Genomic DNA, 12,504 nt, shown 5'->3' with positions numbered 1-12,504 from the left:
TCTGGTTTGGTCAGTGCGCGGCGAACTGCAGGCTCGTGGCCTGGGCGACATCGGGCTTGACCGGCAAGGGGTCCACGGCCAGGCGCTGGCCGTAGATGTCGGTGACCGCGATGGCCCCGCCGCAGCCGGAACCGTTGGGGGAGAGGAAGTAGTTGTAGTCGGCGCGGGTCAGCTGCTTCCACTGGCCACCCGACTGGACCTCCAGCCGCGCGACCGGGTTGCGGTGGTCGATGACCTGGATCGCGCACCAGTACCGGCTGGACCCGGTCTTGTAGCGCACGGAGATCGTCTTCGGCGTCGCGGGGCTCACCAGCGTCCAGGTGATCGGGATCTCGCCCTTGCTGGGCGCGGCCAGCCGGGCGAACGCCTCCGCGCTGAGGTCCAGTTGCCCAGCGCGGCACGGCGCCGGGCAGAGGTTGGTGATCCGCACCGTCAGGCTCGCCCCGTTGGTGGTCCGGACCTGCACGTAGGCACCACAGGCCTTGGAGTCCTCGTAGTCCGCTGTGTTCATCGCGGCGGTCAACGGATCGGGGCTGGGATCGTACGAGCACGCGCCGCCGCCGTTGGAGTCGTAGAACGTCGCCACTCCGCTGCGGGACACCCCAGGCTTGATCCTGCCGGCCAGGGACGTGTCACCAGCGGGTGCGGCCGTCTTCGACGGGGCGGTGGTGGTCGTGCTGCTGGCCACAGGCTCGCTCGTGATCGGCGTTGCAGGGGGCGCGCTGGTTGTCGACGAGGTCACGACTTGAGCCGCGGCGACGGGTTCACCCGCGACGCCCGTCTGACCGCGCAGCACGGCTACACCCACCACGACGATGACCGCCACCAGCACGACGACCACTGCGGTCACCGACCACCGTCTGGACACCACAACCCCTATGCGACAAAACGAAAGCCAACGCCCACCGCGGCGACTGTGATCGTCCCAAAACGTCGATCCACTGAACAGGCCCGCAACGCGACCTGGCGGCCTGACCGAAGTAGACCGGTGCACGGTGGACGGTCAGATCCGCAGCACGATGTGCGAGCAGCCCGCGCCGGCGTCCGGAACGACATGGTGAAAATGCGGATGCCTCAACCGCATAACCTCGAAGAGCCACCGGGTGACTACATCCTGGATGCTTTCCTCGGGTGGGCAAACGCGTGGTGCGCGGTGGCGATCGAGTTCACTATGGACAGTCCGATGACGGCGGCGTCGCGGTGGTTCGTGCGGTCGGTGGCGAACCGGCTGCGGCAGCGAGTCGACCGATTCGGCTGGTACTCGCTCGCCGGAACCGCGCACGCTCAGCGCGGAACGCCGGGGTCTTGTTGCCAAGCTCAGCGGAAGCTGTCACGGCATGCCGGATGGCAGGCTGGTTCGTCCTCGCTGGTTTGGTGACGTGGCTTGTCGTGACGTTCGCGGGCGGGTGGCGCGGTTGCGGATCGCGGGGTACTGGCGGCAGTCGTGTTGGCACCGGCGACGTTTCCTTGGTAGTTCACCTGGCCGGCCGTCCTCGGAGCGGCGGCCACGTGGCCCATCTCGCGGGTCGCGGCCGCTGGTCGCCGTCGAAAACCGGCGAGATCAGTTGTTTGTGCGAAAAGTCCGTGATAACCCAGTGTGCCGTTGAAGTTCCACTCGGTAGCGTATACCCTCGCCTGGGAGCGCTCCCAGATCCGTTTGGTTCCCCTCTCAGGAGACGGAGGCCCATTCCCATGCGTATGCCCACTACCTCCGGGTTTGGTGTCAGACGGCGCGGCATCCTGGCTCTGGCGGCCGCGATCGCGTGCCTGTTCGCCCTGGCCCCGGCCGCTTCGGCGCACGGCACCATCGTCAGTCCCGCGACCCGCGCCTATCACTGCTGGCAAGCCTGGGGCAACGACCACCTGAACCCGGCCATGCAGCAGCAGGACCCCATGTGCTGGCAGGCCTTCCAGGCCAACGCCGACACCATGTGGAACTGGATGAGCGCGTTGCGGGACGGCCTGAAAGGAAACTTTCAGGGAGCGACGCCCGACGGACAGCTGTGCAGCAACGGTCTCGCACGCAACAACTCACTGAACAAGCCCGGACAGTGGAAGACCACCAGTATCGGCGGCAACTTCTCGATGCACCTCTACGACCAGGCCAGCCACGGAGCCGACTTCCTCCGGGTCTACGTCAGCAAGAACGGGTACAACCCGGCCACCCAGAGCCTCGGCTGGGGGAACCTCGACTTCATCATGCAAACCGGCAAGTACCCGCCGGCGAAGGACATCACGTTCAACGTCCAGACCTCCGGCTACCGGGGACAGCACGTCATCTTCACGATCTGGCAAGCCTCGCACCAGGACCAGACCTACATGTGGTGCAGTGACGTGAACTTCGGCTGAAAATCCACCAGTACGTTGGTCCGGCGCCGGCTGTCGCGGCGCCGGACCGCCCTTCCGGTGCGCGCGGCTGTCAGTCTTGGTGGCGCAGGTCGGCGTTGAGCCGTTGCGCTTCGTGGAGCTGGTCCTCCAGGGTGACGATCCGGCAGGCGGCTTCCAGGCCGGTGCCCTGATCGACCAGTTCGCGCACCCGGGCGGCCAGCCGCAGCTGGTAGCGCGAATAACGGCGGTGACCGCCGGACGAGCGCTGCGGCTCGATGAGTTTCGTCTCGCCAAGGCTGCGGAGGAACCCGGGCGTGGTGCCCAGCATCTCCGCGGCCCGCCCCATGGTGTAGGCGGGGTAATGCTCATCGTCGAACTTGTCACCCGCGCCGGGCGCGGGCGTGTCACGCGGGTCAGGGATCATCGCACCTCCACATCACAAGGGGCCCCGGTCACGCGCGACGCGCCCGGGGCCCCAGGGTTTGGGTTCATCATCGACCGATCCTGAGATCGGCTTGGAGTACCCGCGTCCACCCAGTGGGCCGATTTCGCGGGGATCGCTTGTCAGTAACCGAGAACCACCTACCAATCTGATGGGACTGCGGTACCCGCCCGGCGAACTACAGCCAGGACGGGCGATCAGATGACGTGACCCTTCCCTTCTCTTCCGTGTGTTCTGTTCTTCGGGTACTGCTGTGGCGTTCACCGTCTGGAACCCCTTGCCAAGATCGGCCCCAGCACGCGAGAAGCGCCAACTGATCAGTGGTCGGAGCCACTTCAACCGATCGGCTCCGACCACGTGACCGTCTTTACTGCTGTCCTCGTACTACTACTACACACAAACTTCGTGGGCGCACCTGCTCCACCCACGCCTTGCACTTGCTCATCAGGACCGGTACTGCGTCGAACTTCCGGTCCCGGTCTTGCCTGGCCGCCGGGACGTTGTCGAAACCGTCACGATCGGCGACCGTTCTGTCTCACCTCGCGGGTAGTTACGTCCTCTCCCGCGCCTGCTAGACATTCTCTCTTCGCTCGACGAGAAGATTACACACACCCGTCGCCGAATGTCTACCCCAGCCATCACAGATTTTCTCCCTGGCAGCCGACGGACCCGAATCGGTCCTCGCCAGGCGACGGCGGCTGTTTCAGCGGTTTCCCGCGCCTCTGGGATATGCGCCGTCGGGCGGCTGCACCGTAGTGCAGCCGCTCAGCGGCCTGCGTCGTCCTTGGGACGAGCGCGAGTGAAGCCCGACGCGGCCGGTGACTGCGCGCCACGCGGCCAGGTGAGGACCAGCGGCGAGTCAGTACGCAGACCGGTGCTGGGACAACGCGATCGTTGAGTCGTTCTTCGTCAGGGTCGAGACCGGCGATCGAACGGTCCGATCCCGTGCGGTTCGATGGGTCCGTCACTGTCCATTGAGGTCAGTGTGGGGGCTCCACGGCCAGCGCGGCGCGGCAACGGTTGAGGTAGTGCCCGAACGCCTCGCGCTCGGCGAGGTCCAGGTCGGCCACCATCTGCTCTTCCAACGCACGCACCGCGGGTTCGTTGTCGGCGAGCACGGCCCCGCCCGCGTCGGTGAGGCTGAGCAGCAGGCGCCGGCGGTTGTTCGGGTCGCGGTCCCGGCGGATCAGTCCACGCCGTTCGAGCCCGGAAACCAGATCGGCCATGGCCTGAGGGGTGACGAACGAGTTGCGGGCCAGCTCGGCCGACGACGACTGTCCGTCTCGCCGCTGCAACACCGTGAGCGCGGTGTATTGCAGCGCGGTCACTCCGGACGGTTTGAGCAGCTCGTCCAGGTGGGCGCGAACGACCAGTTCGACCTGTTTGATCGCGTAGAGCAGGGACGGCTGGGCCGGCCGTCGACCGCGCAGCACTCGGTTGGCGCCTGACATACCGCGAGTGTAGATCAGGAACCTTGTCACAGGAACTCTTTTGATACCACTAAGTGACTCGTGGATTATCAGGAATCCTGTTAATGTGGTTGAGGCAGCGGAGCCGAGGTGCGAAGAGGCGACTGACCATGACCGCAGTAGACACCCAGGCCGGACCGGACGTGCGCAGGCCGCAGGTCGAGCCGGGCAAGTTGTTCATCGGGGGCCAGTGGCGCGAGGGCGCGCAGCACTACGAAGTGATCGATCCGTCGACCGGGCGTGCGGTCACCACCGTTGTCGACGCGACCGAGAACGACGTGCGTGACGCCGTTCTGGCCGCCCGTGCGGCGTTCGACAATGGACAGTGGGCGCACATGGCCGGCAGGGAACGCGGTCGCGTGCTCAACCGTGTCGCCGAGTTGGTCCGCCGTCGCGCCGGTGAACTGGTTGCCGTGGAGAGCCTGGATGTCGGCAAACCAGTGGCGTTGTGCCGTCCTGTCGACGTGATGACCACGGCCGACCAGTACGAGTACTATGCCGCGCTGGCACAGTCGATGGACGGTGCGGTGCGGGACATCCCGATCAACGCGCACGCCTACACGCGGCGCGAACCGCTGGGCGTGGTCGGCGCGATCACGCCCTTCAACTTCCCGTTGATCCTCAGTACCACCAAGATCGCTCCGGCGCTGGCGGCCGGGAACGCCGTCGTGCACAAACCAGCGCCGGACACGCCATTGAGCGCCCTGCTGATGGCCGAGATCCTCGCCGAGGCGGGCGTGCCTGACGGGGTGGTCAACGTGGTGACCGGCGGTACGCGGACCGGCGAGGCGCTCGTACGGGATCCGGGCGTCGACAAGATCGCCTTTACCGGGTCGACCGCGATCGGCCGGCACATAGCCCAGGTGGCCGGCGCCGCGCTCAAACCGGTCACCCTGGAACTGGGCGGGAACGCGGCGCACGTCGTGTTCGAGGACGCCGATCTCGACAAGGCGATCGGCGCCGTGATCAAGGCGTTCGTGTTCAACAGCGGCCAGTTCTGCATGGCCGGGCCGCGGCTGCTCGTCGCCGAACCGTTGTACGACACCGTGCTTGGCATTCTCGGCGACGCCGTGTGCGGTGTGCCGGTCGGCGACCCGTTCGACGAGGCGACGGTGATCGGCCCGATGGCGGGGGAGCGCCAGCTCGCGAACGTACTGGCGTACATCGAGCTTGCCCGGGCCGAGGGCGGCCAGGTGATCACCGGCGGTGACCGGCTGGACCTGAACGGAGGCTCCTACCTGCGGCCCACCGTGATCGCCGGGCTGCCGGCCGAGTCGCGGGTGATCCAGCAGGAGATCTTCGGTCCGGTGCTGACCGTTCAGTCCTTTGTGGACGAAGATGAGGCGGTCGCGTTGGCCAACGCGACGCCGTACGGGCTCGCGGCCGGGCTGCAGACGGAGAACCTCGCGCGAGCCCACCGGGTCGCCGCGCGGCTGCGAGCCGGGATCGTGTGGGTCAACGACTGGGCGATGCTCGATCCGGCCGTGCCCTTCGGCGGCGTGAAGCAGTCCGGCTTCGGCCGTGAGTACGGCCCGGAGGCGTTGGCCGCCTACACCACCACGAAGTCCGTCGTGATCTCCTTGGACTGAGAGGGACCCCGCGAATGTCCACAATCACCACGGCGGCTGTCGTGGAGTCGGCGGGCGCCGGTTTCACGCTGTCCCAAGTGGAACTGGCTGACCTGCGCCCCGACGAGGTCCTCGTCCGGATGGTCGCGGCCGGCATCTGCCACACCGATCTCAGTGTCGCCCAAGGCGCACTGCCGTTCCCGATGCCTGGCGTCCTGGGGCATGAGGGCGCGGGTGTCGTCGAAGCCGTTGGTGCTTCGGTCACGCGGGTGCGCCCCGGCGACGAGGTACTGCTCAGCTACACGTCGTGCGGCCGGTGCGCGAGTTGCCACGACGGGCATCCCGCGTACTGCGAGACCTGGTTGCCCGCCAATCTCATCGGTGGCCGCAGGCTCGACGGGTCGGCCACGATCGCGCGCGGCGGACATGACGTCGGCGGGCATTTCTTCGGCCAGTCCAGTTTCGCGCACCACGCCATCGCCGACGAGCGCGGCGTCGTCAAAGTCGGCCCCGGCGCCCCGCTGGATCTGCTGGCACCACTCGGCTGCGGCGTGATGACCGGCGCGGGCGCGGTGTGGAATGTGCTCCACCCCCGGCCGGGCTCCACTTTGCTCATCACCGGTGCCGGCGCGGTCGGTCTGTCCGCGGTGATGGCCGCGACCATGACACCCGCGACGAGGATCATCGTCGCCGACCGGGTCGAAGACCGGCTGCGGCTGGCCCGTGAGCTCGGTGCGACCGACACCATCGACACGACGGTGACCGATCTGGCCGGCGAGGTCAGCCGGTTGACCGGGGATCGCGGTGTGGACGGTGCCGTGGAGAGCACCGGCAACGCCGGTGTGCTGCGCACGGCGATCAGCACGCTCGCTGTGCGGGGCACGGCTGTGATCGTGGGCGCGCCGGCGTTCGGCACCGAAGTACCGGTCGACGTCAACTTCATGATCCCCGGACGACACGTGGTGGGCCTGACGCTGGGGGACACGGAGATCGAAGCGCTCGTCCCGGTCCTTGCCGGTCTGATGGCCGCGGGACGACTGCCCGTCGACCGGCTGATCACGCACTACCGGTTCGATGAGATCGCCGCGGCGGTCGAGGACGTCGCCGCCGGGAAGACGATCAAGCCCGTGCTCCGGTTCGACCAGCCTGACCGTCGCTCACCACCTGCCCGCAGCGACGCACGTCGGCCAGAACCCATGTCGCCGCGCCGCGGTACCGGCCCGACCTCCTGACCCTGCAGCGGTATCTGTGCAGCGCAGGAGAATTCGCGCTGAAGGCGTTGAGCGGGACCGGTTTTCCGTGGGTGGAGTGGTGTCAGGTGAACGCATGACACGGGGGTGTTGACCGGCCGGGTTACTGTCGGCTCGTGTCCGAGGCAGCGGCCGTTGTCCGCAACGAACGTGTGCTGGCGATCGCCGCGGCGGTGTCGCGGCTCGGCGGCTGCGTGTTCCTGGCAATGGCCTTCACCGGGGGAGTCCTGGTACCGGCCGCGCTCGCGGAGTCGGCCGTGTTGGTGGCGGCGTGCGTGGCGACCCGGCGGGTTCGGGCTTGGTGGGCGGTGGCGGACGCGGTGGTCAGCGCGGCGCTGTTCATCGTGGGCGCGCAGCTGTACAACTACGTGCTGGTCGCGGTGCTGCTGATCGGGATCTCGCCGTTGCGGGCACGGTGGGTCGTGTCGCTCGGGGTGGCGGTCGCGGGCGCCTACGTCGTCGCGGACGCACCCGTCAGTCCACTGTGGAATGTCGGGCCGAACGCGGTGAGCCTCGCGATCATGCCGGTGCTGGCGTGGCTGATGTCCCGGCAGATCCGGGCGGTGGCGGTGCGGATCGACGCCCGCCGGGCCGAGGCGGTCCGCCGGGCCGGGGACCTCGCGGCCGAATGGGAGCGCTCGACCCAGGCCGTCCAGGTCCGGGCACGCCTGCTCGACCTGCTGGAGGAGCTCACCGACGCGGTGAGCGGGAGCCTGCGGGAGCAGGTTCTGGCCGAGGCGAGGTGGCTGCGGGGCTTCGTCAGCGGGGACACACTCGCCCCGACGGACCTGCGGGCCGCGTTGCTCGTGATCGCCGCGGACCGGGGGCGCGCTGGTGCCGAGGTGACCGTGGACATCGCGGACGGGCTGCCCGCGCTCGCGCCGGAACGGATCCACGCCGTGACGGGGGCGGTATGGGAGGCGTTGACCAACGTCGCCAAGCACGCACGGGCAGAACGGGCTACTGTCCGGGCATACGTTGGACCGCAAGGACTTGTGGTCGAGGTCGCCGACACCGGTCATGGGTTCGACCCGGCCCGCACCTCTGGCGGTGTCGGCCTGCGGCAGTCGATCCGGCGGCGGCTGCTGGAGGTCGGCGGTATCGCGGTCGTGGAGTCGGCTCCCGGCCGGGGTACGGTGGTCCGGCTGTCCCTTCCGGACGCCCAACGGTGACCGGCCGTCCACTCTGGACACAATGGCTGACCGGTGACGTGACCGTCCGGTCGGCGATCCTGGTGCGGCTCGTCGCCTTGTTCATGGCGGGCAACGCCCTGGTGTTCGTCGCCGGCCGGTTTGCGTCGATCTGGCAGCCGTTCGCCCTCTACGCGGTCATGGTCGTGCAGACCGCTGCCGTCGTCACCGGTTGGCGCCGCAAGGGTATGGCGGCGGCCCCGTACACGCTGGAACTGGTGACCGGCATGGGTTTGCTGCTCGTCAACGGGTTGATCGCGAGTGACGCGGACGCCCGCACCTGGGAGCTGTTCACCTATCCGTACACGGTCATGATCACGTTCAGCGCCGGGCTGCTGTGCCGGACGCTGGCGGCCTCGTGGGTGCTCGGTGTGTGCTGGCTCGGCTGTTACGTCGCTGTGTTGCTGACCCACGGCACGTCCCTGCCCGACGCGCTCGCTGGAACCCCGACCTACCTGGCGAATCCGGTGATCGGCTGGCTGAGCGCCCGCGTGTTCCGCCGTGACCTGAGGGAACTGGACGCCGCCCGGTCGGCCGCGGTGGTGCGCGCGGCGGAGCTCGCGGCCCAGCGGGTCCGTGCCCGCAGTGCGTGGGCGCTGCACGACCGGGTGCTGCAGACACTGGAGACCCTCGCCCGGGGCACCCAGGTGACGGATCCGGCGCTGCGGGACCGGGTCGTGACCGAGGCCGCCTGGCTGAGGGCGTTCGTCGAGTCCGACGGCGCCCGCCAGGAGCACGACCTGACCCTGGGACTGGACACCGCGGCCCGGATGGCGCGAGCGGCCGGGCTCGCGGTGGAGGTCAACTACGCCGCCTTCCTGACCGACGAGGGCGTTCCCCGGTTGCCCGGACCACAACGTGTCGCGCTCGTGGAGGCGACCCACGAGGCGCTCGAGGCGATGGCCGGCGGTTGCCGGGAAGCGGTCGTGCAGGCGCGCCGGTCGGACGGGGGAGTGGTCGTCAGCGTGCTCGGCAGGTGTGAGCCCGGTGTCCTGCTCGACACGGAGGCGGTCGAGAAGCACCTGGCCCAGGCGGGCGGCCGGGTCGTGGTGGCGGATCCGACGCCCTACTTGGAGTTGTGGGTGCCTGGCGGGTAGCTGCTCACGTCCAGGTGGGTCAGCGCGGCGAGCGCGAGTTCCGCTTTGTTGCCGAGGCCGAGCTTGGCGCGGATGCGGGCGATGAACGTTTCGACGGTCGCCTTCGACACGTGCATCCGGGTGGCGGTTTGGGCGTGTGTGAAGCCCCGCGCTATGTAGCTCAGGGTTTCCTGTTCCCGCGGGGAAAGGACCGGTCGGGCCGGTGCGACCTCTGCCTGGAGCATGTCCGCGAGCTGGGCGGACAGGTGGAACTGCCCGGCCGCGACCGCGCGGATCGCCGTGGCGTAGGCGGTTTCGCTCGCGTGCTTGCTCACGTACCCGGACGCGCCCGCGCGGACGGCGGCCACGACGTCACCGGGGTGGCGGGACGCGGAGATCACCAGGATCGGCACGTGCGTGGACATCGAGGTGATCGCGTCCAGCGCCATCACGTGCCCGTCGAGGTACAGGTCGAGCAACATGACATCGATGGCCGGAGGCGTGTGCTCCCAGCCGGCCGTGCCGAGCTCGCCGGGCCGCGCGCAGGACGCGACCAGCTCGATGTTCCCGGCGCCCTCCAGGATCTTCGCCAGGCCCTGCCGGGCGATCGGGTGGTCGTCGACGATGGCGACCCGGATCTTGCTGCCGTCCGGGTGATCCGTGCGGTCCAGGTGCGGCTCGGTGGAACCAGGCACTGTTGCCCTCCCCTTGGCGATGACAGCCATGCAAGGCGAGACGCAGCGTGTCACGGTTCGGTTCCAGGGCGCCAGACCCGGGCGCGGTCATGGACCGGCTGCGGGTCGGCGATGGACCAGCCTGGTCAGCGGCCGCTGCACCGGCGGGCGGCGTGGTCCAGTTCGGCGGCGACGACCTCGGCGACCCCCAGCAGCGCCGAGGTCGGTCCGCCATCCGTCGCACGGCGCAGCAACCAGCGGCCGTGCGTGGTGTCCACGTACTCGATCGCGTGCGGGAACTGCCACCGCCGGCCGAGCCGGTCCCGGCGGGCGGCGAAGAGCTGCCCGTGGCCGGTCACCTTCGCTCCGGTCGCGTGCTCGAACGCCGCGAGCGAGTGCGACGGCAACGTCACCGGCCCGGTGCCGGGCGGCACTTCGGGCAGTTCAGCCGCCACCGCCATGGCCGGATGTCCCGGGTCGGCCGGCCTCAGTTCGACGGCAGTCCCGATGAGCTTCGCCAGGACGGCTTGCTGCCCGTTCGTGGCCGCCAGCACGCTGAACGCGGGCCCGGCCGCCGGTATGGCCCAGCCGTAGTACTCGTACGCGGGCTTGGCCAGCAACCGCAGGGTGCGCACCAGGTCATGATCGGCCGCACCTCCCGCGCCGAACCCGGCACGGGTCAGCTCCACGGCCACGGCGTGCTCGATGTGGGCGCGTTCGTCGACGGTCCGGCCGGGCGACGGCAGGAACAACGCCCTCGGCAGCTCACCCAGCCCCAACTTCTCCCACAGCACAACGAAAGTGACCCCGGGCAGGAGCAGCGCGCTACTCCTCGTCATCGCCGAACCCTTCGATCACCGCGGGCGCGTGCGACGGCAGCTCGCCGACCAGCTCGCTCTCGTGCTCGGTCTTGAGCACGAACTTTGTCCGGTGCTCCTGGTCGTCCTCGCCCTTGCCGTGACCTCCGGCGCCGCCCATGCCCTGCGACCCGGCCGCTGCGGGCCTGCCGCTCGCCGTTGCGCCGCCGGGTTTCCCGCTTGCGGCGCGGTAGGGCTCGGCCCCGGCGAACCCACCCGGTCGGCCTTTGCCTCCCGGGGCGTTTCCCGCGCTGCCGGCCCAGCCGGAGGAGACCCCGGGCAGCGAACCCAGTGCGGACCCTCCCGAGGCGGAGCCGGCCGGCCGCCCAAAACTGTCGGTCCCCCCAGGTAATGTTGATTTTGGGGGTCCCCCTGAAGGGGACGCCAGTTGCGGCGTGGTCCTGGTGGCGGGCGGGATCGGCGGGATCGGGGACGGCGTCCCGGGTGGTGGCTTCGGTCCGACGGGGTTGGTGGCGGTCGGCTGACCGGTCTGGACGCCGTTGAGGTGCTGGGTCTGGGTGTCGCCCGGCGACTGGGTCCGGGCCGGGGGAGCGGACTGCTGGTCGGTCTGGTCCTGGGTGCGTGGCGGGTCCGGTTGAGGCGAAGGCGGCGGGCCGGGCTGTGGTCGCGGGCCGGGCTGCGGCAGTGGACCTGGTTGCGGGACGGGCGGATCCTGGCCGCCCTTCTTGGTGACCGTGCTGGTCGCCTGGTCCTGGGGGAGCCGCTTGCCCTGCGGGGTCGTCTGGCCTTGGTAGGCGCCGTAAGCGTTCTGGTTGTTGTACGTGGCGAGCTGGTAGCCGGCGACGGCGGCATCCGCGCTCAGGTTGTCCGGCGCGAATGGCTGGGTGAACTGCTTCATGCCGGGGCCGCTCGGCGGCTGGGCCGGAACCGGGATGACGCGGTTCTTCGTGTCGTTGAACGAGGTCACCTGATCGGCGACCGAAGCCCGCGCGTTGGTCGCGTGCCGTTCCAGCTGTGCGGACGCCTTGAGCAACGGGTCGAACGACTTGACCGACTCCTGCGCGGCCGGGCCCGTCCACCCGGACGAGACGTCCTGCTGGGCCGCGGTGATCTCCTTGGTGTAGTCGGGAAAAACGTCGGCGAGCACGGCCAGCGCGTCGGTCGCCTGCTGGTACCCGGCCGTGCCCGGTCCATTGTGGAACCACGCGTAGATGTCCGCCGGGTTGGTGCCGGCCGGCAGCGACCCGTCCGCGAAGATGATCCCCTCGGCGATGCCGGTGGCCTGGTTCACGGCGTCGCCGATCGATTGCGGCAGCTGCCCCGCCGTGTCCCGGACCCAGTCCAGCGGTGTCCCGCTCACCTTGCTCCCCTTCACATCCGCGCGTCGATGGCGGCGAACCGCTGTGCGCCCGCCTGGTCGGTCGCGGTGTATGCCTGTTTGGTCTTCTTCAGGTCCTCGATCTGGTTCTGGACCTTCTGCCGCAACGCGTCGTGCTGCTGGTGCAACCGGGCCATGGACTGGGTGAGCAACGAGTGGAACGCGCGCGTGGACGGCGCGGCACCGGGTTGCGTCACGTGCCCCAGCTCGGCGACCTTGCTCTCGTGCTGGTCCATCAGGTCCAGCACGGACGTCAGCCGCCGGATGGCGCTGTCGATGGCCGCCGGATCGAACCGGAACTCCTCTCCCAT

General features: G+C 69.2%; 12 protein-coding genes. 5 read left to right on the top strand and 7 right to left on the bottom strand.

Annotation, left to right across the window (positions count from 1 at the left end):
* Nucleotides 1-10: 10 nt before the first annotated feature.
* Entirely contained in the window at nt 11-850 is an 840-nt protein-coding gene (locus tag AB0J95_RS25710) for an expansin EXLX1 family cellulose-binding protein (RefSeq protein ID WP_364762652.1), read from the bottom strand.
* Nucleotides 851-1,692: 842 nt separating this feature from the next.
* On the opposite strand from AB0J95_RS25710, the gene AB0J95_RS25705 reads away from it, so the two are divergent.
* Nucleotides 1,693-2,349 carry a lytic polysaccharide monooxygenase gene (locus AB0J95_RS25705; protein WP_364762649.1) on the top strand — a complete coding sequence of 219 codons (657 nt, stop codon included), beginning with the start codon at nt 1,693-1,695 and terminating at the stop codon, nt 2,347-2,349.
* Between the two features lie 70 nt (nt 2,350-2,419).
* On the opposite strand, the gene AB0J95_RS25700 is transcribed toward AB0J95_RS25705, so the two are convergent.
* Together AB0J95_RS25700 and AB0J95_RS25695 are read right to left on the bottom strand one after the other, a co-directional pair.
* Complete coding sequence (locus tag AB0J95_RS25700) at nt 2,420-2,752, bottom strand: MerR family transcriptional regulator (RefSeq protein ID WP_364762647.1); 333 nt, start codon at nt 2,750-2,752, stop codon at nt 2,420-2,422.
* A 998-nt stretch (nt 2,753-3,750) separates the two neighbouring features.
* Entirely contained in the window at nt 3,751-4,221 is a 471-nt protein-coding gene (locus AB0J95_RS25695; protein ID WP_364762645.1) for a MarR family transcriptional regulator, read from the bottom strand.
* A 128-nt stretch (nt 4,222-4,349) separates the two neighbouring features.
* Between AB0J95_RS25695 and AB0J95_RS25690 the strand changes: the two genes are divergently transcribed.
* From AB0J95_RS25690 to AB0J95_RS25675, 4 genes are all read left to right on the top strand, one after another.
* A complete protein-coding gene (locus tag AB0J95_RS25690; RefSeq protein WP_364762643.1) occupies nt 4,350-5,828 on the top strand; it encodes an aldehyde dehydrogenase family protein in 1,479 nt (492 codons plus the stop codon).
* Between the two features lie 14 nt (nt 5,829-5,842).
* Nucleotides 5,843-7,039: an NAD(P)-dependent alcohol dehydrogenase gene (locus AB0J95_RS25685; protein WP_364762641.1), complete on the top strand. Its 1,197-nt coding sequence runs from the start codon at nt 5,843-5,845 to the stop codon at nt 7,037-7,039.
* A 134-nt stretch (nt 7,040-7,173) separates the two neighbouring features.
* Nucleotides 7,174-8,229, top strand: coding sequence for an ATP-binding protein (locus AB0J95_RS25680; protein WP_364762638.1), 1,056 nt, complete (start codon nt 7,174-7,176; stop codon nt 8,227-8,229).
* Entirely contained in the window at nt 8,226-9,344 is a 1,119-nt protein-coding gene (locus AB0J95_RS25675; protein ID WP_364762635.1) for a hypothetical protein, read from the top strand. The genes AB0J95_RS25680 and AB0J95_RS25675 overlap by 4 nt, the downstream gene beginning before the upstream one ends.
* Here AB0J95_RS25675 and AB0J95_RS25670 read toward each other — a convergent pair.
* The 4 genes from AB0J95_RS25670 to AB0J95_RS25655 all read right to left on the bottom strand — a co-directional run bounded on the left by AB0J95_RS25670 (nt 9,314) and on the right by AB0J95_RS25655 (nt 12,504).
* Nucleotides 9,314-10,018, bottom strand: a complete 705-nt coding sequence (locus AB0J95_RS25670) for a response regulator transcription factor (RefSeq protein WP_364762632.1) — start codon at nt 10,016-10,018, stop codon at nt 9,314-9,316. The genes AB0J95_RS25675 and AB0J95_RS25670 overlap by 31 nt on opposite strands.
* Nucleotides 10,019-10,143: 125 nt before the next feature.
* Nucleotides 10,144-10,836: an ESX secretion-associated protein EspG gene (locus AB0J95_RS25665; protein ID WP_364762629.1), complete on the bottom strand. Its 693-nt coding sequence runs from the start codon at nt 10,834-10,836 to the stop codon at nt 10,144-10,146.
* Entirely contained in the window at nt 10,823-12,175 is a 1,353-nt protein-coding gene (locus AB0J95_RS25660) for a hypothetical protein (protein WP_364762626.1), read from the bottom strand. Before AB0J95_RS25660 ends, AB0J95_RS25665 begins: the two co-directional genes overlap by 14 nt.
* 11 nt (nt 12,176-12,186) lie before the next feature.
* A complete protein-coding gene (locus AB0J95_RS25655) occupies nt 12,187-12,504 on the bottom strand; it encodes a hypothetical protein (protein WP_364762623.1) in 318 nt (105 codons plus the stop codon).

This window comes from Actinocrispum sp. NPDC049592 (genome assembly GCF_040675465.1).
Lineage (GTDB): Bacteria > Actinomycetota > Actinomycetes > Mycobacteriales > Pseudonocardiaceae > Kibdelosporangium.
Note: the sequence above shows the minus strand (reverse complement) of the source record. Positions and strands in the feature narration are given on the sequence as shown.

Coding starts and splice junctions, on each gene's coding strand:
- AB0J95_RS25655 (WP_364762623.1), bottom strand. CDS start 12,504: ATGGGAGAGGAGTTCCGGTTCGATCCGGCGGCCATCGACAGCGCCATC.
- AB0J95_RS25665 (WP_364762629.1), bottom strand. CDS start 10,836: ATGACGAGGAGTAGCGCGCTGCTCCTGCCCGGGGTCACTTTCGTTGTG.
- AB0J95_RS25695 (WP_364762645.1), bottom strand. CDS start 4,221: ATGTCAGGCGCCAACCGAGTGCTGCGCGGTCGACGGCCGGCCCAGCCG.
- AB0J95_RS25690 (WP_364762643.1), top strand. CDS start 4,350: ATGACCGCAGTAGACACCCAGGCCGGACCGGACGTGCGCAGGCCGCAG.
- AB0J95_RS25705 (WP_364762649.1), top strand. CDS start 1,693: ATGCGTATGCCCACTACCTCCGGGTTTGGTGTCAGACGGCGCGGCATC.
- AB0J95_RS25685 (WP_364762641.1), top strand. CDS start 5,843: ATGTCCACAATCACCACGGCGGCTGTCGTGGAGTCGGCGGGCGCCGGT.
- AB0J95_RS25700 (WP_364762647.1), bottom strand. CDS start 2,752: ATGATCCCTGACCCGCGTGACACGCCCGCGCCCGGCGCGGGTGACAAG.